General features: G+C 68.6%; 19 protein-coding genes and 1 tRNA gene. 5 read left to right on the forward strand and 15 right to left on the reverse strand.

Annotated elements, in window-relative coordinates:
- Nucleotides 1–21: 21 nt before the first annotated feature.
- Nucleotides 22–468: a PH domain-containing protein gene (locus IEY60_RS22590; RefSeq protein WP_189032491.1), complete on the reverse strand. Its 447-nt coding sequence runs from the start codon at nucleotides 466–468 to the stop codon at nucleotides 22–24.
- Nucleotides 469–571: 103 nt separating this feature from the next.
- Nucleotides 572–835, reverse strand: a complete 264-nt coding sequence (gene crgA, locus IEY60_RS22595; RefSeq protein ID WP_189031801.1) for a cell division protein CrgA — start codon at nucleotides 833–835, stop codon at nucleotides 572–574.
- Nucleotides 836–928: 93 nt separating this feature from the next.
- Here crgA and IEY60_RS22600 point away from each other — a divergent pair, with 93 nt between their 5' ends.
- The 3 genes from IEY60_RS22600 (at nucleotide 929) to IEY60_RS22610 (ending at nucleotide 2,886) form a co-directional block, all read left to right on the forward strand.
- Nucleotides 929–1,591 carry an aminodeoxychorismate/anthranilate synthase component II gene (locus tag IEY60_RS22600; RefSeq protein WP_189031804.1) on the forward strand — a complete coding sequence of 221 codons (663 nt, stop codon included), beginning with the start codon at nucleotides 929–931 and terminating at the stop codon, nucleotides 1,589–1,591.
- Nucleotides 1,588–2,274: a RibD family protein gene (locus IEY60_RS22605; RefSeq protein ID WP_189031806.1), complete on the forward strand. Its 687-nt coding sequence runs from the start codon at nucleotides 1,588–1,590 to the stop codon at nucleotides 2,272–2,274. Before IEY60_RS22600 ends, IEY60_RS22605 begins: the two co-directional genes overlap by 4 nt.
- A gap of 144 nt (nucleotides 2,275–2,418) precedes the next feature.
- Entirely contained in the window at nucleotides 2,419–2,886 is a 468-nt protein-coding gene (locus IEY60_RS22610; protein ID WP_189031808.1) for a deaminase, read from the forward strand.
- A 3-nt stretch (nucleotides 2,887–2,889) separates the two neighbouring features.
- Here the strand turns inward: IEY60_RS22610 and IEY60_RS22615 are convergent, their stop codons facing one another.
- The 8 genes from IEY60_RS22615 to IEY60_RS22650 all read right to left on the reverse strand — a co-directional run bounded on the left by IEY60_RS22615 (nucleotide 2,890) and on the right by IEY60_RS22650 (nucleotide 13,301).
- On the reverse strand, nucleotides 2,890–3,309 hold the full coding sequence (locus IEY60_RS22615) for a CBS domain-containing protein (RefSeq protein ID WP_189031810.1): 420 nt from the start codon (nucleotides 3,307–3,309) through the stop codon (nucleotides 2,890–2,892).
- A 98-nt stretch (nucleotides 3,310–3,407) separates the two neighbouring features.
- The gene (gene pknB, locus IEY60_RS22620) at nucleotides 3,408–5,312 is read right to left on the reverse strand and encodes a Stk1 family PASTA domain-containing Ser/Thr kinase (RefSeq protein ID WP_189031812.1); all 1,905 of its coding nucleotides are present in this window, start codon (nucleotides 5,310–5,312) and stop codon (nucleotides 3,408–3,410) included.
- Nucleotides 5,309–6,844, reverse strand: a complete 1,536-nt coding sequence (locus IEY60_RS22625; protein WP_189031814.1) for a protein kinase domain-containing protein — start codon at nucleotides 6,842–6,844, stop codon at nucleotides 5,309–5,311. Before IEY60_RS22625 ends, pknB begins: the two co-directional genes overlap by 4 nt.
- 37 nt (nucleotides 6,845–6,881) lie before the next feature.
- The gene (locus IEY60_RS22630; RefSeq protein WP_189031816.1) at nucleotides 6,882–8,348 is read right to left on the reverse strand and encodes a peptidoglycan D,D-transpeptidase FtsI family protein; all 1,467 of its coding nucleotides are present in this window, start codon (nucleotides 8,346–8,348) and stop codon (nucleotides 6,882–6,884) included.
- Nucleotides 8,345–9,817 (reverse strand): FtsW/RodA/SpoVE family cell cycle protein, encoded by a 1,473-nt coding sequence (locus IEY60_RS22635; protein WP_189031818.1) that lies wholly within the window; start codon nucleotides 9,815–9,817, stop codon nucleotides 8,345–8,347. Before IEY60_RS22635 ends, IEY60_RS22630 begins: the two co-directional genes overlap by 4 nt.
- Nucleotides 9,817–11,262 carry a PP2C family protein-serine/threonine phosphatase gene (locus tag IEY60_RS22640; protein ID WP_189031820.1) on the reverse strand — a complete coding sequence of 482 codons (1,446 nt, stop codon included), beginning with the start codon at nucleotides 11,260–11,262 and terminating at the stop codon, nucleotides 9,817–9,819. Before IEY60_RS22640 ends, IEY60_RS22635 begins: the two co-directional genes overlap by 1 nt.
- Nucleotides 11,259–11,726, reverse strand: coding sequence for an FHA domain-containing protein FhaB/FipA (locus tag IEY60_RS22645; protein WP_189031822.1), 468 nt, complete (start codon nucleotides 11,724–11,726; stop codon nucleotides 11,259–11,261). Before IEY60_RS22645 ends, IEY60_RS22640 begins: the two co-directional genes overlap by 4 nt.
- Nucleotides 11,727–11,894: 168 nt before the next feature.
- Nucleotides 11,895–13,301: an FHA domain-containing protein gene (locus IEY60_RS22650; protein WP_189031824.1), complete on the reverse strand. Its 1,407-nt coding sequence runs from the start codon at nucleotides 13,299–13,301 to the stop codon at nucleotides 11,895–11,897.
- A 219-nt stretch (nucleotides 13,302–13,520) separates the two neighbouring features.
- Here IEY60_RS22650 and IEY60_RS22655 point away from each other — a divergent pair.
- Nucleotides 13,521–13,606: transfer RNA gene (locus IEY60_RS22655), tRNA-Leu, on the forward strand.
- A gap of 33 nt (nucleotides 13,607–13,639) precedes the next feature.
- Here IEY60_RS22655 and IEY60_RS22660 read toward each other — a convergent pair.
- The 4 genes from IEY60_RS22660 to IEY60_RS22675 all read right to left on the reverse strand — a co-directional run bounded on the left by IEY60_RS22660 (nucleotide 13,640) and on the right by IEY60_RS22675 (nucleotide 17,546).
- Nucleotides 13,640–14,185, reverse strand: coding sequence for a TetR/AcrR family transcriptional regulator (locus IEY60_RS22660; RefSeq protein WP_189031826.1), 546 nt, complete (start codon nucleotides 14,183–14,185; stop codon nucleotides 13,640–13,642).
- Nucleotides 14,182–15,030 (reverse strand): alpha/beta fold hydrolase, encoded by an 849-nt coding sequence (locus IEY60_RS22665; RefSeq protein ID WP_189031828.1) that lies wholly within the window; start codon nucleotides 15,028–15,030, stop codon nucleotides 14,182–14,184. Before IEY60_RS22665 ends, IEY60_RS22660 begins: the two co-directional genes overlap by 4 nt.
- Before the next feature lie 76 nt (nucleotides 15,031–15,106).
- Complete coding sequence (locus tag IEY60_RS22670; RefSeq protein WP_189031830.1) at nucleotides 15,107–15,745, reverse strand: methyltransferase domain-containing protein; 639 nt, start codon at nucleotides 15,743–15,745, stop codon at nucleotides 15,107–15,109.
- 766 nt (nucleotides 15,746–16,511) lie between these two features.
- Nucleotides 16,512–17,546, reverse strand: a complete 1,035-nt coding sequence (locus IEY60_RS22675; RefSeq protein ID WP_189031832.1) for a stage II sporulation protein M — start codon at nucleotides 17,544–17,546, stop codon at nucleotides 16,512–16,514.
- A gap of 18 nt (nucleotides 17,547–17,564) precedes the next feature.
- On the opposite strand from IEY60_RS22675, the gene IEY60_RS22680 reads away from it, so the two are divergent.
- The gene (locus IEY60_RS22680) at nucleotides 17,565–18,311 is read left to right on the forward strand and encodes an RDD family protein (protein ID WP_189031834.1); all 747 of its coding nucleotides are present in this window, start codon (nucleotides 17,565–17,567) and stop codon (nucleotides 18,309–18,311) included.
- 91 nt (nucleotides 18,312–18,402) lie between these two features.
- Here the strand turns inward: IEY60_RS22680 and IEY60_RS22685 are convergent, their stop codons facing one another.
- Nucleotides 18,403–19,698: a DUF58 domain-containing protein gene (locus tag IEY60_RS22685; protein ID WP_189031835.1), complete on the reverse strand. Its 1,296-nt coding sequence runs from the start codon at nucleotides 19,696–19,698 to the stop codon at nucleotides 18,403–18,405.
- Between the last annotated feature and the right edge of the window lie 3 nt (nucleotides 19,699–19,701).

Here is a 19,701-nt window from a genome sequence, read left to right on the forward strand (position 1 = left end):
TTCACGTGAAACGTTGCGGAATCAGTCGGCCACCGAGGCGAAGCCGTTGACGACCAGCGCGTCGTAGACATCGTGCGGGTTGGTGCCGAGATCCCAGCGGCCGAAGATCAGCAGCCGCTCCGAGCCCTCGTGCTGGACGTCGATCTCGAGCATCGCCGACTTCCGGCCGAGGCGGCGGTAGGAGACCATCCGGATCCGGTCGATCCGATCCAGCGGGTACTCCTTCGGCCCGGTGAGTGTGCCGACCACCAGGCGCGGCGCGGGGCCGGACACCATGGTCAACCGGGGGCGCTGCCGGAAACCGAGCACGGCCATCCCCAGGACGGCGACCGCGGCCAGGCCGACGAGCAGCCTGCTGGGTCCGTCCTGGGCAAGCACGGCGGCCACGACCAGGATCAGACCGCCGCCGGACACCGCGACGAGACCGGCGGTGGGAGTTGTCCACGAGGTGCTGCCTGCGGAATCCACAGCGTTCACGCGGCGTCGTCCCCCATTGCTCCTCGAGTTGTCCACAGCTTCATCCACAGGTGTGCATGAATAACACCGGTGTAATCCGGCGCGTACCGGCTGGTCAGCGCCATCGCATGGTCATGATCAGGCCGATGACCATCAGGCCGAACCCGATCAGGAAGTTCCACGCGTTGAGATCGTTCATCCAGCCGATCTGCTCGGCGGCCAGGTAATACACCAGCAGCCAGACGAGGCCTGCCAGCATGAAACCAAGCATGATCGCGACGTACCAAGCCGGCGACGGGCCCGCCTTCACCTTCACCGGGGTGCGGCTGGCAGGGCTCGGGGTGTAGTCGGCCTTCTTACGGACCTTGGACTTGGGCATGACGTCCTCGAATTCGGAATACAGGTAACTCCTAGGCTATCCCACCAGGTATTGGATGCGACGACCTACGGGGTCGCCACGTACTCTCGACGCATGCGTGTTCTGGTCGTCGACAACTACGACAGCTTCGTGTTCAACCTGGTGCAATACCTCGGCCAGCTTGGTGCCGAGGCCGTGGTCTGGCGCAACGACGACCAGCGCCTCGCCGACCTGGACACCCTGCTCACCCGCGGCGACGAGGGCGGGACCTTCGACGGCGTGCTCGTCAGCCCGGGGCCGGGCAGCCCCGACCGGGCGGGCGCCAGCATCCCGCTGGTCCACGCGGCGGCCAAGCACGAGGTGCCGTTGCTCGGCGTGTGCCTCGGACACCAGGCCATCGGCGAGGCGTTCGGCGGGACCGTGGACCGGGCGCCGGAGCTGCTGCACGGCAAGACCAGCCAGGTATTCCACCTCGGCTCGGGCGTGTTGGCCGGCCTTCCCGACCCGTTCACCGCGACCCGCTACCACTCGCTGACCGTGCTCCCCGAGACGATCCCGGACGAGCTGGAGGTTGTCGGCCACACCGAGAGCGGGATCGTGATGGCCATGCGCCACCGCACCCTGCCGATCCACGGCGTGCAGTTCCATCCCGAGTCGGTGCTCACCCAGGGCGGGCACCGAATGCTGGCCAACTGGCTCGAAGTGTGTGGGCAGCGTCCCGCCGAGGCCCTGGTATCGGCGCTCGAAGCGGAGGTCGCCGCGCTGGTGACCCAGTGAGGCCCTGGGTACTGCTGTCGGTGGCGGCCAGCCTGGACGGCTATATCGACGACGCGAGCGCCCAGCGGCTGCTGCTGTCCAACAGCGCGGACTTCGACCGGGTCGATCAGGTGCGGGCCGAGTCCGACGCGATCCTGATCGGCGCGCAGACGCTGCGTGCCGACAATCCCCGGCTGCTGGTCAACAGCGCCGAACGCAGGGCCGACCGGGTGTCGGCGGGCAAACCGGAGTATCCGGTCAAGATCACCGTCACCGCCTCCGGTGAGCTCGATCCCGAGCTGCGTTTCTGGCACACCGGTGGCGACAAGCTGGTCTACACCTCCGATGCGGGCGCGGCGACGCTGGGTGACCGGCTGGCCGGGCTGGCCGAAGTCATCGCGCTCGGCCCCGAACTCGCCCTGTCCGCGCTGCTCGACGATCTGGGCGAGCGCGGTATCCACAGGCTGATGGTCGAGGGCGGCACCGGGATGCACACCGGTTTCCTCGCCGCCGACCTGGTCGACGAGATCCGGCTCGCGATCGCGCCGATCCTGGTCGGCGACCCGGCCGCGCCGCGCTTCGTCGGCCCGGCCCAGTTCCCCGGCGGTGCACAACGCCGGCTGCGCTTGGCGGGTGTGGAACAACTTGGGGATGTCGCTGTGCTGAAGTACCTGGTCGGCGATGCGGACGAGCCCGTTCGCTAACCGTCCCTGTGTTCGAAATCATGGGACCGACCTGCGGAAATATCACTGTCCACAGTTTGTCGAACGAATCGCTGCACACCTGAACATGACCGACTCCACATCATGCGACAGTTGTGGATAACTCCCGACCAGCAGGGGAATTCGATGAGCGCAGACAGTGCCGACAGCACCGACCACCGATTCATGCACAGGGCGATCGACCTGGCCAGGAACTGTCCGCCCAGCACAACGGCCTACTCCGTCGGCGCGGTGATCGTCGCCGACGGGGTGGAGATCGCGACCGGCTGGTCGCGCGAGACCGACGAGAAGGTGCACGCGGAGGAATCGGCGCTGAACAAGCTCGACCCCGACGACCCACGGCTGACCAGGGCGACGATCTACACCACGCTCGAACCGTGCTCGACCCGCGCCACGGCGAGCCGACCGCCGTGTACCGACCGGATCCTGGCCGCCGGTATCCCGACCGTCGTCATCGCCTGGCGCGAGCCGAGCCTGTTCGTCGCCGCGTGCGAGGGTGTGGACAAACTCCGCAGGCACGGCGTGCGCGTGGTCGAACTCACCGACCTGGCCGCCGAGGCCATGTCGATGAACACTCATCTAGATCTGGGCTGAGGCTCAGGGCCGCCCGTAGATGGCGGTCACGAACTCGCCGAGCTGATTGTCGTCGAGGTGCCTGGCCAGATCGGCCTCGCTGATCATGCCGACCAGCCGTTTGTTGTCGATCACCGGCATCCGCTTGACCCGATGGCTCTCCATCTGGTCGAGCACGTCTTCCACATCCGCGTCCGCGCTGACCCAGCGCGGGGTCGACTCGCACAGTTCGGCCGCGGTCGTCGTTTCGGGGGACAGGCCGAGCGCGATGCACTTCACGACGATGTCGCGGTCGGTGATGATGCCGCACATGCGCTCGTCGTCATCGGCGACGACAAGCGATCCGACACCGAGATCGGCCATCGCCGTCGCGGCGGTCGATACGGTGTCGCCGCGGGTGATCCACTGCGCACCGGGCTTCATGATGTCCCTGGCCGTGGTCATAGGGCTACCTCCTCGTTCAGCGTTGCTGGTTGGGATGAAGCAGCCTCATTCTGCGCCCGCCGCGCCGCGGCAGGTAGGTTCTCCACGCAATCGAGACCTCAGCGCGGAATCGGTGAAGCACCTACCTGCAGCACGACGTTGCTGGTCATGGTGACCGAGGACCCCGCCGCCGGACTCTGGCCGACGACCTTGCCCGACGCACTGCCGTCGAGCGTGATCACCGTGGTCTGGCTGAGCTGACCGGTCCAGCCGAGCGCGCGCAGCTGTTCCTGCGCCTGGGTCGGGGTGAGCCCGCTCAGGTCGGGAACGGTGATCCGGTCACCGGCCGAGACCTGCACGGTGATGGTCGAGCCCTTCTCCGCGGTGCTGCCGCCCGCCGGGTTGGTGGAGAGCACCTGGCCCCTCGGCGCGGTGGACTTCACCTCCTGGATCTCGACCTTGAAGCCGGCGCTGTCGGCCAGATTCGGCTGGGCGACACCGATGTCCTGGCCGACCACCGTCGGCACCCTGACCTGCTCCGGCCCGGAACCGATGGTGATGACGATCGGCTGATCGATGTCGACCCGCACGCCCGCGCTCGGCTCCTGCGAGATCACCTTGTCGGTCTCGGCGGTGCTCGACGCCTTGCGCGCCACGTTCGGATTCAGCTGCAGCCCGATCGAATTCAGCTTCTGCTCGGCCTCGGCCTGCGTGAGACCCGCCAGCCGCGGCACCTGGACCTGCGAAGGACCGGTCGAGACCTGCAGGGTGACGGTGCTGCCCTCGTCGATCCGGGAACCGCCGAGCGGCTGGGTCGCGATGACATTGCCCGGCGTCACCTTGCCGTCCGGTTTCTGCAGCACGGCGACGTGGAACCCGGCGTTCTGCAGCGCGGTCTGCGCCTGCTGGGAGGGCTGGCCCGACACATCGGGCACGGCGACCTGGTCCGGCTTGCTCCCCGGCCCGACCAGCACCCAGAACAATCCGAAGGCCACCGCGAGTGCGGCGGCGACACCGAGCGCGATCAGACCGGTGCGGTTGCGGCCCTCGGCGGGCGGCGCGATCGCGGCCTGCTCGGAGGTGTCGTCGCGGCGATCACGGAACGACCGCGGAGCGGGCTCGTCCTCGTAATCCATGATGGTGGTGCGATCTTCGTCGTTCATCACCATCGGCGCGCTCGGCTTCTGCCCGCCGAGCACCCGGATCAGGTCGGCGCGCATCTCCGCGGCCGTCTGGTACCGGTTGGCCGGGTTCTTGGCCATCGCCTTGAGAATCACCGAATCCAGCTCGCGCGGCACGCCCGGATTGACCGACGACGGCAGCGGCGGATCCTCCTTGACGTGCTGATACGCGACCGCGACCGGCGAGTCGCCGGTGAACGGCGGCTGCCCGGTGAGGATCTCGAACAGCACACAGCCGACCGAGTACACATCGGAGCGGGCGTCGACGGTCTCGCCGCGCGCCTGCTCCGGCGAGAGGTACTGGGCGGTGCCGATCACCGCGGCGGTCTGGGTCATCGGGTTGGAGCTGTCGGCGATCGCGCGGGCGATGCCGAAGTCCATCACCTTCACCGCACCGGCGCGGTTGATCATGATGTTGGCCGGCTTCATGTCGCGGTGCACGATCCCGGCCTTGTGGCTGAAATCGAGCGCGGCGCATACGTCGGCCACGACTTCCATCGCCTTGCGCGGCGCCAGCGGGCCCTTGCCGCGGACGATGTCGCGCAGGGTGTCGCCCTCGACGTACTCCATGACGATGTAGGGCAGCGGGCCGCCGTCGACGGTGGCCTCGCCGGTGTCGTACACAGCGACGATGGCCGGATGGTTCAGCGCGGCCGCGTTCTGCGCCTCCCGCTTGAACCGCAGGTAGAACGTGGGATCGCGGGCCAGATCCGCGCGCAGCACCTTGATCGCGACATCGCGCGACAGGCGCACGTCGCGTGCCTTGTGCACCTCCGACATGCCGCCGAACCCGATGATCTCGCCCAGCTCGTACCGCGAGGAGAGATTCTTCGGGGTGGTCATGGTTGTCCTTGTGACGGAGTGTTGTCGACGGTGATCTTCGGGCCCATCGCGTTCGGGGCGTCGGGGAACGGCAGGTCGAGCGTGGGCAGCCGCGGACGTCCGTTGACCGTCGTCGTACCCTCCACCGGTTTGGTGGTGGTCGGTTTGGTGGTCTTGGCCGTGGTGGTCGGCTCGGGCTTGGTCGTCTTGGTCGGCGGCTGCGTCGTCGTCACCGGCGGTTCCGTCGTGGTGGGCGCAGGCTCCTCGGTGGTGGTTGTCGGCCGCGGCGGCTGCGTGGTCGTCGGCGCCTCGCTCGGCGGCTCGATCGGCGGCGGCAGCTGCTTGGTGGTGGTCACCGGCGGCGGCAGCGGTTTGGTGGTCTGCACGGTGGTGGTCGGCGTGCCGGAGTCGCGATTCGGCTCACCGCCGAACAGCAGCCACAGCACACCGCCACCGAGCACCAGCGCGCCGATGCCGAGCGCGATCAGCCACTTCTGGTTGTTGTTCCTGGTCTCGGGCGTGACGGCGGCCGGAGCCGCGGCCTGCGTCGCCGGGCCGGTGTAACCGCCGCCGGGGGTGATCGGCTGCGGCGCCTGGTGACCGAAGCGCATGGTCGCGCCGTCGTAGTCCGCGGCGGCCGGGATCACCGTCGTCGGGCCGGGCGGCAGGACCCGGGTCGCGCCGGTCATCGACGGGCCGACACCCGCGGGCGGGGGCGGCATGTGACCGGCCCGCACCGCCGCGACCGCGTCGGCGAACTCGCCCCCGCTGCTGTAGCGCTGGCTCGGGTCCTTGGCCATCGTGATCGCGATCAGCTCGTGCACGTTGGCGGGCAGATCGGCGGGCATCGGCGGGGGCGCGTCACGGACGTGCTTCATCGCGACGGTGATGGCGCCGTCACCGGTGAACGGGCGCACGCCCGCCAGCGCTTCGTAGCCGACGATGCCGAGGGAGTACACGTCGCTGGCCGCGGTGGCGTCCTCGCCGACGGCCTGCTCGGGCGCGATGTACTGGGCGGTGCCCATCACCATGCCGGTCTTGGTCACCGGCGAGGCGTCGACCGCCTTGGCGATGCCGAAGTCGGTGATCTTCACCTGGCCGGTGGGGGTCACCAGGATGTTTCCGGGCTTCACGTCACGGTGCACGACGCCGGCGGCGTGCGCGACCTCGAGTGCGCGGCCGGTCTGCTCGAGCATGTCCAGACCCTGGACGACCGAGAGCCTGCCCATCCGGTTCAGGACCGCGTTGAGCGGTTCGCCCTGCACGAGCTCCATCACCAGGTAGGCGGTCTCGCCGCCGGAGGGGTCGGTGGTCTCGCCGTAGTCGTAGATGCCCGCGATCCCGGGGTGGTTGAGCTGCGCGGTGGTGCGCGCCTCGGTCCGGAACCGCTGACGGAACGTCGGGTCGGCGGAGAACTCGGTCTTGAGGACCTTGACCGCGACCCGCCGGTCGAGACGGGTGTCCATCGCTTCCCACACCTGGCCCATACCGCCGGTGGCGATCAGCCGCTGCAGGCGGTAGCGGTCGGCGATCATGGCGCCGTTGTTCAGCATCGGGGCCCCCGTGTTGTCACTCGCACACTCATTTCGTTCAGCCCCCTGCCAGGCCCGCGTCCAGCACCGACCTGGCGATCGGAGCGGCCACCGAACCACCGGTGGCCGCCAGTGCCCGGTCGCCGCCGTTCTCGACGATCACCGCGATGGCGATCTTCGGGTTCTGCGCGGGCGCGAACGCCATATACCACGCATGCGGCGGGGTGTTACGGGGATTGCTGCCGTGTTCGGCCGTGCCGGTCTTGGACGCGATCTGGTACGGGGACCGGCCACCGCCCGCGGTATTGCTCTCCGAGGCGACCATCAGATTCGTCAGGGTCGACGCTACCTGGGGACTCACGGCTTGTCCGACCGAGACCGCCTTGGTCTTGCTGAGCTCGGACAGGTCCGGCGCCTGGGTCTGGTCGACCAGATACGGCTGCATCCTGGTCCCACCGTTGGCGATCGTGGCGGCCACCACCGCGATGTCGAGCGGGGTGACCGCGACATCGCGCTGACCGATGCTCGACTGGCCGAGGGCGGCGTTGTCGGGGATCGGGCCGACGGTCGACTCGGCGACCGGAATCGGCACGCCGCGGTGCGGGCCGATGCCGAACGCGGCGGCCTCGTCCTTGATCGCGCTCGCGCCGACCTTCACGCCGAGTTCGACGAACGCGGTGTTGCAGGAGCGCCGGAACGCCTCGTAGAGGCTGGCGGTCGGCCCGTCACCACAGGTGCTGCCGTTGTAGTTCTCCAGCGTGGTGCTGGTGCCGGGCAGGGTGATGTTGGGCGCCGCGGTGAACTGATCGTCGGGACCGGCGACGCCGTTGGAGAGCGCGGCCGCGGTCACGATGGTCTTGAAGGTCGACCCGGGCGGGTAGGTCTGCGAGACGGCGCGATTGAGCATCGGCTGGCTCTGATCGGTGCTGAGCCGCTCCCACGCGGCCCGGCCCGCGGCGCCGTCGTGGCCCGACAGCTCGTTGGGGTCGTAGCTGGGGGTCGAGACCATCGTCAGGATCTTGCCGGTGCTCGGCTCGATCGCGACAACGGCGCCGGTGTAGCCCTTCGAGGTCATCTGGTCGTAGGCGACCTGCTGCATCATCGGGTTCAGCGTGGTGAGCACGTTGGCGCCGCGCGGGTCGCGCCCGGAGAACATGTCGATGAGACGGCGGCCGAACAGGCTCGAGTCGTTGCCCGACAGCAGTGGGTCCTCGGCCAGTTCGAGGCCGGTCTTGCCGTACTGCATCGAGTAGAAACCGGTGACCGGCGCGTACGCGGGCGGGGTGCTCGGGTACTGGCGCAGATACTTGTACCGGTCGTCGGTGGCGACCGAGCTGGCGAGCACGGTGCCGCCCGCGGAGATCTGACCGCGCTGGCGCGAGTACTCGTCGAGCAGCACGCGCACATTGCGCGGATCGCTGCGCAGATCGTCGGCCTTGATCACCTGCAGGTAGGTCGCGTTCATCAGCAACGCGACCACCATCACCATCACGGCGACGGCGACGCGACGTAGTGGAGTGTTCATTCGCTCGCCCTGCCTTCCGACCTGCGGAACATCTCGGTCGGCGCCTCGGCGATCGGCGCCGGGCCGCGCTTGCGCGCCGGTGCGGGCGCGCGGGCGGCATCGGAGATCTTGATCAGCAGCCCGAGCAGCGCGTAGTTCGCCAGCAGCGACGAACCGCCGTAGGAGATGAACGGCGTGGTCAGGCCGGTGAGCGGGATCAGCTTGGTGACGCCGCCGACGACGACGAAGATCTGGATCGCGATCGTGAACGACAGGCCGGCCGCGAGCAGCTTGCCGAAGCTGTCGCGCACGGCCAGCGCGGTGCGCAGCCCACGTACGATGAAGATCAGGAACAGCATCAGCACCGCGGTGAGCCCGATCAGGCCGAGCTCCTCACCGATGGTGGTGACGACGAAGTCGGTCTTGGCGAAGGGCACCTGGTTGGGCCGTCCGCTGCCGAGCCCGGTGCCGGCCAGCCCGCCGGTCGCGAAACCGAACAGCGACTGCGAGATCTGATACCCGGTGTTGTGGTAGTCGTCGAACGGGTGCAGCCAGGTGTCGACGCGCACCCGCACGTGCCCGAAAAGCTGGTAGGCGAAGACGAATCCGAGCACGAGCAGGCCGCCGCCGATGACCAGCCAGCCCACCCGCTCGGTGGCGATGTAGATCATCACCAGCACCGTGCCGAAGATGAGCAGTGAAGTGCCGAGGTCCTTTTCGAGGACGAGCACACCGATGCAGACGACCCAGACGATCAGGATCGGGCCCATGTCCCGCGGCCGCGGGAACTCCATCCCGAGGAAGTGCTTGCCCGCCGCGGTGAACAGATCGCGCTTGGCAACGAGCACACCGGCGAAGAACACGATCAGCAGGATCTTGGCGAATTCACCCGGCTGCACACTGAATCCAGGCAGCCGGATCCAGATCTTGGCGCCGTTGACTTCGGAGAACCGGCTCGGCAGCAGTGCCGGAATCGCCAGCGCGACCAGGCCGACCAGGCCTAGGGTGTAGGTGTAGCGCGCGAGCGTGCGGTAGTCCCGCAAGACGATGAGCAGGGTGATGAACACCACGATGCCCAGGCCGGTCCACATGATCTGCTGGTTGGCGTCGGGGGAGGGGATCGGGCTCGAGTCGTACGCGGCTTTTTGCGCGTCCGCGAGATCGAGCCGGTGGATCAGCACCAGGCCCAAACCGTTGAGCAGCGCGATGATCGGTAGCAGCAGTGGGTCGGCGAACGGCGCGAACCGTCGCACGGCCAGATGCGCGATCCCGAACAGCGCGAGGAACGCCAGCCCGTACTTGGCGATGTCCCAGGTGATCGACTGTTCCTGGCTCGCCTCGACGATGAACAACGACACCGTCGTGATCCCCGCCGCCCCCGCCAGCAACAGCAACTCCTGGTTGCGTCGCGTCGACGGGGGTGGTGCTGGCGCGAATCCGCCAGGGGGGCTGGGGAAAGCCCCAGCCGACGGCGGTGCCGGTGCGGACATCAGTCCGTCACCCGGCAGTTCTCCCCTGAGATCTGCGGAGTTGTCGTGGGGACGGTCGTCGTCGGCGGAGCCGGTGTGGTCGGCGTCGCGGGCTGATCAGGGCCGGGGGTCGGTGCGCCACCGGGGATCACGGGCGGCTGCTCGGTGGGCAGCACGCCGGGCTGCGGCACCGATTCCTTCTTCGGGCAGGGCGGCAGCAGTTCGTTGCGCGCCAGCATCTTCATGCTGTCGCGCGCCTTGTCCAGCGAGTCCGGCGGCAGGCCCTTCTGGACCTGGTCGCGGCCGGTCTGCTTGAGGTCGCTGACCATCAGTTTCTTGCAGCCGTTCGGCGCCGTCTTGCCCGCTTCGACCAGCGTCAGCTCGCCCTTGCTGTTGACGCAGCCGGTGAGCTCGACATCGTGGATCGAGTAGCCGAGGATCGAGCCGGGCAGACCGCGCATCACGACCACCTGGTCGTTGTCGGCGCCCACGTAGTAGTTGCTGCGAATCATCTTGTAGCCGACCACGAGTCCGACCACGACGGCGGCGATCAGTGCCAGCGAGAGCAGCAGCCAGCGCAGCTTGTGCGACTTGGGCTCCGGCGGCGGCGGTGCGGTGGCGGCCCGGCGCGGTTGCGCGCGCGGCGGGCGCATCGCGGCGGCCCGGCCTGCCGCGGTGTTCGGCGGCGGGCTGTCTTCTTCCTCCTCGGTGGAGGCGGCGCCTGCGACGATCGGGTGGCTCTGGCCGTAGTCGAGATCGATCACGTCGGCGACGACGACGGTGACGTTGTCGGGCCCGCCGCTGCGCAGCGCCAGCTCGATGAGCCGGTCGGCGCACTCGTCGGTGTTGCCCTCGCGCATGGTGTTGCCGATGGTCTCGTCGCTCACCACGTCCGAAAGGCCGTCGGAGCACAGCAGATACCGGTCCCCGGCGCGGGCTTCGCGCATGATCAGCGTCGGCTCGATCTCGTTGCCGGTGAGAGCGCGCATGATCAGCGACCGCTGCGGATGGGTGTGCGCCTGCTCGGGCGTGATGCGGCCCTCGTCGACCAGCGACTGCACGAAGGTGTCGTCGCGGGTGATCTGGGTGAGTTCGCCGTCGCGCAGCAGGTACGCGCGCGAGTCGCCGATGTGCACCATGCCGAGCTTGCGGCCCGCGAACAGGATGGCGGTGAGCGTGGTGCCCATGCCGTCGAGTTCGGGTTCGGCCTCGACGTGATCGGCGATGGCGGCGTTGCCGGAGCGGGTGGCGCGGTCGAGCTTGTTGAGGATGTCCTCGCCGGGCTCGTCGTCGTCGAGATGCGCCAGGGCGGCAATCATCAACTGGGAGGCGACTTCACCGGCGGCGTGGCCACCCATGCCGTCGGCGAGGGCCAGCAGGCGCGCGCCCGCGTAGACCGAATCCTCGTTGTTGCCTCGGACGAGGCCCCGGTCGCTTCGCGCGGTGTAGCGCAGAACAAGTGTCACGATCGCAGCTCGATCACAGTTTTGCCGACCCGGACAGGAGTACCGAGCGGAACGCGGACGGCGGTGGTGACTTTCGCGCGGTCTAGATAAGTGCCGTTGGTGGAGCCGAGGTCCTCCACGTACCAGTCGTCACCACGCTGAGAGAGTCGCGCGTGCCTGGTCGAGGCATAGTCGTCGGTGAGTACCAGCGTCGAATCGTCGGCGCGGCCGATGAGGACCGGCTGCGTGCCGAGGGTGATTCGAGTGCCGGCGAGTGAACCGTGAGTCACCACTAGATACTTGGCGCCCTTCTGGCCTCGGCTGAAGGAAGGCAGCACCGCGGAACCGCGTGCGGCCCTGGGCTGTATCCGGATGCCGGATGCCGCGTAGATATCGCTGCGCAAGGTCCGCAGGACGGCCCAGACGAACAACCAGAGCAGCAGCAGGAACCCCGCGCGGGTCAATTGCAGGATCAATCCCTGCACGGCGTTCCACCTCCTGTTCGCCCGGGTACGTCGGTACGGCAGGTGCGGGGCGAACCACCCCCACCAGCGTGCTGGCTTGCGGGCCCCGAGGTCGGGGCCGTGCGTGTGATGGCAGCATCATAGGGCCGACAGCGTCGACTCGTGACGTGCACCGCGCAGCTTACGGGATCAGACGATCCGGATCAGGATCTCGGAATGTCCGGCCCGGATGACGTCGCCGTCGGCGAGCTGCCAATCCTGTACGGGCGAGCCGTTGACCAGGGTTCCGTTGGTGGAACCGAGGTCCGACAGCATCGCGGTCTGGCCGTCCCAGCGCACCTCGATGTGGCGGCGCGACACACCGGTGTCGGGCAGCCGGAAGTGCGCGTCCTGGCCGCGGCCGATGATGTTGCTGCCCTCGCGGAGCTGGTAGGTGCGGCCGCTGCCGTCGTCGAGCTGCAGCGTTGCCGAGTAGCTGGACTGCGCCGCGCCGTAGCCGGCACCGGCGGCCTGGCCGTAGCCCTGCTGGGCGCCGTAGCCGCCCTGCTGGCCGTAGCCCGCCTGCTCCGGCTCGGCGTAACCGGGCTCGGCGTAACCGGGCTGGGCGCCGTAGCCGCCCTGCTGGCCGTAACCGGGCTCGGCGTAACCGGGCTGGGCGTAGCCGCCCTGCTGGTCGTAACCGGGTTCGGCGTAGCCCTGCTGGCCGTAGCCGGCCTGCTGGCCGTAGCCCGGCTGCTGCTCGGCGTAACCCTGCTGGCCGTAGCCGCCCTGCTGGTCGTAGCCGGGCTCGGCGTAACCGGGCTGGGCGCCGTAGCCGCCCTGCTGGCTGTAGGCCTGCTGGCCGTAGCCGCCCTGCTGGTCGTAACCCTGCTCGCCGTAGCCGGGCTGGGCGCCGTAGCCGCCCTGCTGGCCGTAGCCGGGCTGCGCGCCGCCCTGCTGGTCGTATCCGTTCTGGTATTCGCCACCCTGCTGGCCGTACGCGGCATCGCCGTAGCCGGGCTGGGCGCCGTAGCCGCCCTGCTGGCCGTACTCGTCGGGGTACGCGCCGGGAGCGGCACCACGTCCGGCGGGCGGCGGTGCGTACCCGCGGTTGCGTGGATCGGACTCCGCGGGCTCTCGGCTTGGCTCGTAGCCTGAGTTGTGCGTCATGGGGCCAGCTCCTGGTTGCGGGTGTGCGGGTCGTTGTGGCGGTTCGGGGCGAGGTGGGGCGGTCCCGCGTCCGGCGTCGGGGTCGACGCGGCCGCTCGCTCTGAACATTCCGGTGTGCAGCGTAGGTGATGCCTCGAACGCCACGTGCACTTCGCCGTAGGTCTGCCAGCCCTGCTCGCGGATGTAATCCTGCAGATGTTTGGCGAACGCCTTGGTCGTGAGGTCGTGATCGGCGTCGAGCTTTCCGTGATCGGATTCGTTGATCGTGATCACGTAACTGTTCGGCGCGAGCTTGTGCCCGCCGCCGAGATCTTGCACCTGATCTGCGGCTTCGCGCTGCAGCGCGGCCTCCACCTCCTGGGGAACGACGCTGCCGCCGAACACCCTCGCGAACACGTCACCGACGGCGCCCTGTAAGCGACGCTCGAATCTCGACACGATGCCCATCACAGCCCTCCCTTCGGTGCGCGTGTCCGACCAGGTCGACACGCTGGTTACGGCGTGTCCGGACCCGACCACGTTCCTTGCATGATATCCACGATCCTCCAACCCTGTAACTCCCGGCGGAGCGCCCCGGTTCCCGAGCCGAATCCGTCCGCATCATCGCAGGTCAGAGGACCGATTTTATTTTCGGCCGCGGGGCATGTTAGATTTTTCCAGTCGCTCGGGCGAGTGGCGGAATGGCAGACGCGCTGGCTTCAGGTGCCAGTGTCCGTAAGGACGTGGGGGTTCAAGTCCCCCTTCGCCCACCAAGACTAGAGGCTCGATCCACCCGGATCGGGCCTCTAGTCGTTTCTGCGGTCGACCAGGCGGACGAGCGCTTCACGCAGGTCGGGGCGCGGGCCTGGCGCGTCCAGTTCCTGGAGGGCGGTTTCGGCGATCGCGGCGACGAGCAGGACGGCGACGGGCTCCGGGTCGGGCCAGCCGACGGCGACGAGGTCGGTGGTGAGCAGGGCGGCGGCGGTGGCGTTGCGGGCCGCCACTTCGGTGCCGAGGCCGGCGTCGGTGCGCGCCTGAACCAGCAGGCCCTTGGTCGCTGGGTCGGCGAGGCAGCCGTCGAGATAGGCGGTGATCCCCGCGGTGAGGCGGGCCAGGCCGGGCGCGAGGTCGGCGATGGCGGCGGACACCAGGTCGTCGAGGTGGTCGTGGAAGGCGCGGTGCAGGGCGACGAAGTAGGCCTCGCGGCTCGGCCAATGTTGATAGAAGCTGCCCTTCGCCATCTTCGCCTGCGCGGCGATCGCGTTGACCGACAGCCTGGTCAGGTCCTCGGTGGACAGCAGGGTGCGGCCTGCCTCCAGCAGCGCGCGCCGTCCTGGCTCGGCGGATCTCATGGTCGCATTCCAGCACTGGCCGTCAGGAAATCCCGCACCGTCTCGAGGAACAGGCCGGGGGCCTCGGCGAACGGCTCGTGCCGGGTGGAGATGACCTGCACCTCCGCGCGCGGCAGTACGGCGGCGATGCCGCGACGGTTGATCAGCCACGGATTCGATGGGTCGTTGCGCCCCCACACCACCAGAACGGGCACATCGGGCAGCACCGGCCCGCCTGCGGGCAGATCGAAACGTGGATCGTCGAAGCTGCGCCAGAGCCTGCGATAGACGGCGAGGCGGACCGGATCCCCTGGTATCGCCCGCGCCCGGTCGAAGATGGCGCGCACACCGCCGCGGTCGAGTGGACCCAGATACATCCGCGCGTTCGGCACGACGTATCGACGGGCGACGACAGGGTTCGCGACGAAGCGGAAGAACGCCCTGGTCAACACATTTCGCGGCGCGAACCCCGCCGGTTGTACGAGCACGAGCCCGCGCACCCGCCCCGGCGCGCGCTCGGCCAAGCGCACGGCGGCATACCCACCCGCGCTGTTACCGATCACCGTGAACGCACCGAATCCACACCGGGACAACGCTTCGACGACCTGAACAGTCACACCGGCGAGCGCATCGATGCTGATCAGCTCCGGATCGCGGACGGTCGACGCGCCGTAGCCGGGCCAGTCGACCGCGGCGATCGCCCAGTCGGGAGCCAGCGCGGGCACGATCTCGTCGAAGTCGCGATGGTCGCCCGGATTCGCGTGCAGCAGCAGCAATCCCGGCGCCTCGTCCGGCGACCGGCCGCGCAGATGAACCGCGATGTCGCCGTGGGGAGTCGGGACGGTCAGCTTCTCGGGAAGTCCCATGCACCGACGCTAGCTATGACCGACCGGTCGGTCAAGGTTCTGGGCAGGCGATAGCGCGATCGTTGTGCGAGGGAGATCAGCCCTTGCGGGCGATCAGCAGGTGGTGCGGAATCGGCGGGTTCGGCAGCGTGCGCTGCTCGACGGTCAGACCGGCGCCGGACAGCGCTGCGACGACATCGGCGACCGGACGCAAGGTGAATCCATAAGGGGTGAACGGCATCTTGGCCATCGCCTCGGGGTCGCCGATGCCGATCACCGCGATGCCGCCCTGGCGCAGCACGCGGGCCAGCTCGGCGCAGGCGGCGGGCAGGTCGTCGAGGAAGTAGATGGTGTTGACGGTGATCGCGGCGTCCAGGCTCGCATCGGGCAGCGGGAGCGCGGCCAGGGTGCCGTCGGCCAGGACGACGCGGCCGGCCGCGACCTCTATGGCGACACCGGAGCGGGCGCGCGCGAGCATGTCGGGGGAGGGTTCGACGCCGTGCACCACACCGGCGGGACCGACCCGGTCGAGCAGCAGCCTGAGCCCGACACCGCCGCCGAAGCCGATATCGGCGACCGTCGCGCCCGCGCTCGGTGCCGCCGCGTCGACCGCAGCCGCGATGGCGCGCCTGTTACCGCGATTGAGGACGAAAGCCACTGCCTTGCCAAGCGTTCCGTGCGGATTACCGAGCTGATCGGCGATGGTCGTGAGCAGGCGATCCTTGACCCCGGGCATACGGCAATCGTAGGCGTTCACGATCGGCGCCAAGGCACTGTGACCTAGGTCATTCGCGGCGACTGACCTACCCGCGGACGACGCTCGAAAGTCGCTCGTGAGGCGAAGATCACACCGCGCGGTACGCGCTGCGTTCCGAGTGTTCTCCTGCCGATTCCGAGCCGTTCGGCGGATCGTTCGCAACCGGTCATTCGGCCAAATGAAGGCCTCGTGACAGGTGCTACAGCCCGATTGCTAGGTGCTGATCTTGTTTGCAGCGTTGTAAACAAACTTGAAGTCTCTTTTAAAGCGTTTCATGTCCGGCAAATCGAAATTCCGTTGCCGAATCCCCAGGTGATCGGCTATGCGAGGGGTCCTGTTCACCCTTCGGCAATCAGCGGGAACATTCCCGCGCGAGCACCCCGGCGCTCGGGTGACTCGTTGTCGAAGGTTTGCCGAAGGTGAATTTCCGGTGCCGGCGAGCGCCCGTCGAGAGAGCCGCCGGAAGTTAGCTGCGGCGGTGAAAATCAGTGGATCGGCAGATGTTTGCTGGTTCGCAATCTGTACCCCGGACCTGCGCGTTGGGGGTTGCATGGGCATAACGATTGTGTACAGTTGACGGTAACGCTGGCCGCAGCTCGAGCCCGACTCGCTGCGGCCAGCGGAACTCAAATGGGGGAGTTCGACACCTTCTCGTTACCTCGCGTAGCTGCCGGTTGTCCGGAGCTGTCTCGGCGTGGGTGTGCTCGTAGTTGCCTGCCTCGCAAATGCACGTGCATCTGCGAGTTCAGGCCCGGTCCAGCGACTTTGGCGCGGAAGGCAACCAGCGATCCGCCGGGTCCGGCAGGGCCGCGGGCGCGGCGGCCGTGGCGTCCTGCTCCTCGGCGACCCGGCGGCCGAGGCCGAAAACGTAGAAGAGGAACGCCGCTTCGGCGGCGAACCCGAAGGCGATGCGCACCGGGGCCGGCAGCGGACTCGGCGTCACGAAACCTTCGATCAGACCGCACACCAACAGAACGACGACCAGGCCGAGCGCCACCGTCGCCGTCACCCTGCCCTGTCGGGCGACAGCGGCCGCCCTGCTGCGCCGGCCAGGGTCGACCAGCGTCCAGCCCAGTTTCAGCCCGACCCCACCCGCGACGAACAGCGCCGTCAGCTCCAGCGTGCCGTGCGGCAGGATGAATCCGAAGAACGACTCCAGCCGTCCCGCGTCGGCCATCAATCCACCGGTTATCCCCAGATTCAGCGCATTCATGAACAGCGCATACACAGCCGGCAGGATCAGCACACCGGTGAACAGGGCGATCGCCGACACCCACGAGTTGTGTGTCCACACCTGCGCGGCGAAGGCGTCGTTCGGGTGCTCCGAGTAGTAGGTCTCGAACGCACCACCAGGTCCGGTGATGATCGAGGTGTCACCCTCGGGTATCCCCAGCGCTTTTCGCGCCGCCGACGAGTTGTCCACAAGGACGGCGATCACGGCGGAGACGGCGAGGAAGATCGCGGTCACCGCAACCCACCACGGCCAGGCGCGATACACCGCAGCGGGAAAGTGCCGCGTGAAGAACCGGCCCACTTCGCGCCACGGCTGCGAGCGCGCGGCCAGCACCCGTCCCCTCGCCCTGGCCAGCAGGGCGCTGAGCCCGGACACCAGCTCCGGATCGGGGTGGTGGCCTTGCAGCTTCGCCAGCTGCTGGGAGGCGGCGCGGTACAGCCGGACCAGTTCGTCGGCCTCGGCCCCGGAGAGTTTGCGCTGGCGGACCAGCTGATCCAACCGATGCCACGACCGTTGATGCGCCCAGCTGTAGGCATCGGTGTCCATATCGGGAATGCTAGCCACATGGCCGAATTCACCACCGGCGAAGCGGTGGCGCTCGAACTCCCGATCGCGCGCATTCCCAGCCGTGCGGGCGCCTTTCTGCTCGACCTGCTCATCCAGCTGGGGCTGGCGGCCACCCTCGCCTACGGCGGGCTGATGCTGTTGCTCGCGGCCGACGCCGATTCGGCATGGTGGAGCGTCATGTCCGTGGTCACCCTGGTGACCGTGCTTGTCGCGTACCCGGTGACCAGCGAAACCGTCTCACGCGGGCGCTCACTGGGGAAGCTGGCGTTCGGGCTGCGCGTCGTGCGTGCCGATGCCGGGCCGATCGACTTCCGGCACGCGCTCACCCGCGGGCTGGCCGGCGCGATTGTGGATTTCTGGATGCTCGGCGCGTTCGGCGCGATCGCGGTGATCAGCTCGCTGTGCTCGCGCGACGGCAAGCGGGTCGGTGACGTGCTCGCCGGGACCGTGGTTGTGCACACCCGGCAGAACCTGCCGATGCCCGCGCTGGCCGTCGCGCCGCCCTGGCTGACCGGCTGGGCGGCACAACTCGATCCGAGCGGGATGTCCGACGAGCTGGCCGGGGCGGTACGTCAGTATCTGACCAGGTTGCGCACGTTGACACCGGCCGCCCAGCACCACCTCGGTACCCAGCTCGTCGCGGCGGTATGTGCCGCTGTCGGCCGCCCGGTGCCGACGGAATACCCGCCGTATCACGTCCTCGGCGCGGTTCTGGCTCGGCGACAGCAGCTTTCACGCGGCTGAGAGCTGTGGATGAAATCTCCCTGTGCACAACATGTTGGCGAGACGGTGGATGGACTGTGAGTGGCGGTGGACAACTTCGGCTGTCCACAACTCACAGGGATCCCGACTGCTTCAATTCCAGGTATTCGTCGGCCAGTGCCTCGGGCAGCTGGTCCGGTGCGGCGGCAACCACCTGCACCCCACGTCGACGCAGTGATTCCTGCACAAGAGCCCGCTCGGCCAGCACGGTTTCGGCCGCCGCCGCGGTATAGACGGCATCAGCGGTGGACCGGTCACGGGCGGCCGCGGCGATATCCGGGTCGGTGACCGAGACGATCAACACCCGGTGCCGCCGGGTGAGCGTGGGCAACGCGGGCAGCAGATGCTCGGTGACCGTCGGACCGTCCAGACTGGTGAACCACACGATGAGTGCCCGCCTGCGCACCCGGGAGATCACTGTCCGCACCAGGCCGGTGGTGTCGGTATCCACAAGCTGTGGCGTCACGCCGGCGAGGGTGTGCATAAGTTTGAGTGGGAGCTGATTTCCGCTCGCACCGGTCGCCTCGGCGCGCACGCGGCGGTCGTAAGCCAGGAGGTCGACGGTGTCGCCCGCGGCCGCGGCCAGCCCACCGAGCAGCAGCGCCGCCTCGATCGAGGAATCCAGTCGGGTGCCCTCGCCGACCCGCCCCGCACTGGCCCGCCCGGTGTCGAGCACCATCAGCATGTGCCGGTTGCGTTCCGGCCGCCAGGTGCGCACGAGGACATCGGCGGCGCGGGCGGTGGCCCGCCAATCGATGCTGCGGACATCGTCGCCTGCCACGTACTCGCGGAACGAATCGAACTCGGTGCCCTGCCCGCGGGTATTCGCGACATTGCGGCCCTCGAGATGATGCAGCCGCTTCACCTTCGACCGCAGCAGCCGTTCGCTGCGGAACGCGGGCAGCGCGCGCACCCTGGCGGGCACGTCGAGGCGGGTCTGGCGACCGGTCAGCCCCAGCGGACCGAGCAGCCGCACCGTCACCGGGCCCGCCACCCGGTCGCCGCGATAGGTGGGAGTAAGGCTGGTGCGCAACCGGATCCGGGTGCGCGGCGCCAGCGCGAGGTGATGGGTGCGGTGATCGGCGTGGGTGCTGTCGGGCCAGGCGTCCCACAGCATGCCGCGCACCATCGCGGTGCCGGTATTGGTCACCACGAGTTCGATCTCGGTGCTCCGGCCCAGCCGCACGACGGTCAGCGGATCGCGGGTCAGAGTGAGCGAGCCGGCCCGCGCGGTGAGCGCGACATCGAACAGCCCGAGCGCCAGCAGCGCGACGCACGCGCCGAGCACGCCGACCCACGACGGCACGAGAAACATCACCAGCGCCGCCGCGATCGTGGCGAGCAGCGCGAACCGGCCTGTGACGACCACGCC

The organism is Nocardia rhizosphaerihabitans (assembly GCF_014646295.1).
GTDB classification, from domain to species: domain Bacteria; phylum Actinomycetota; class Actinomycetes; order Mycobacteriales; family Mycobacteriaceae; genus Nocardia; species Nocardia rhizosphaerihabitans.

What these genes read in the sequence shown, in the direction of transcription:
- IEY60_RS22625 (WP_189031814.1), bottom strand. Translation starts at nt 6,844, where the DNA reads ATGCTGAACAACGGCGCCATGATCGCCGACCGCTACCGCCTGCAGCGG.
- IEY60_RS22635 (WP_189031818.1), bottom strand. Translation starts at nt 9,817, where the DNA reads ATGTCCGCACCGGCACCGCCGTCGGCTGGGGCTTTCCCCAGCCCCCCT.
- IEY60_RS22615 (WP_189031810.1), bottom strand. Translation starts at nt 3,309, where the DNA reads ATGACCACGGCCAGGGACATCATGAAGCCCGGTGCGCAGTGGATCACC.
- crgA (WP_189031801.1), bottom strand. Translation starts at nt 835, where the DNA reads ATGCCCAAGTCCAAGGTCCGTAAGAAGGCCGACTACACCCCGAGCCCT.
- IEY60_RS22610 (WP_189031808.1), top strand. Translation starts at nt 2,419, where the DNA reads ATGAGCGCAGACAGTGCCGACAGCACCGACCACCGATTCATGCACAGG.
- IEY60_RS22660 (WP_189031826.1), bottom strand. Translation starts at nt 14,185, where the DNA reads ATGAGATCCGCCGAGCCAGGACGGCGCGCGCTGCTGGAGGCAGGCCGC.
- IEY60_RS22675 (WP_189031832.1), bottom strand. Translation starts at nt 17,546, where the DNA reads ATGGACACCGATGCCTACAGCTGGGCGCATCAACGGTCGTGGCATCGG.
- IEY60_RS22680 (WP_189031834.1), top strand. Translation starts at nt 17,565, where the DNA reads ATGGCCGAATTCACCACCGGCGAAGCGGTGGCGCTCGAACTCCCGATC.
- pknB (WP_189031812.1), bottom strand. Translation starts at nt 5,312, where the DNA reads ATGACCACCCCGAAGAATCTCTCCTCGCGGTACGAGCTGGGCGAGATC.
- IEY60_RS22670 (WP_189031830.1), bottom strand. Translation starts at nt 15,745, where the DNA reads ATGCCCGGGGTCAAGGATCGCCTGCTCACGACCATCGCCGATCAGCTC.
- IEY60_RS22630 (WP_189031816.1), bottom strand. Translation starts at nt 8,348, where the DNA reads ATGAACACTCCACTACGTCGCGTCGCCGTCGCCGTGATGGTGATGGTG.
- IEY60_RS22650 (WP_189031824.1), bottom strand. Translation starts at nt 13,301, where the DNA reads ATGGGCATCGTGTCGAGATTCGAGCGTCGCTTACAGGGCGCCGTCGGT.
- IEY60_RS22600 (WP_189031804.1), top strand. Translation starts at nt 929, where the DNA reads ATGCGTGTTCTGGTCGTCGACAACTACGACAGCTTCGTGTTCAACCTG.
- IEY60_RS22665 (WP_189031828.1), bottom strand. Translation starts at nt 15,030, where the DNA reads ATGGGACTTCCCGAGAAGCTGACCGTCCCGACTCCCCACGGCGACATC.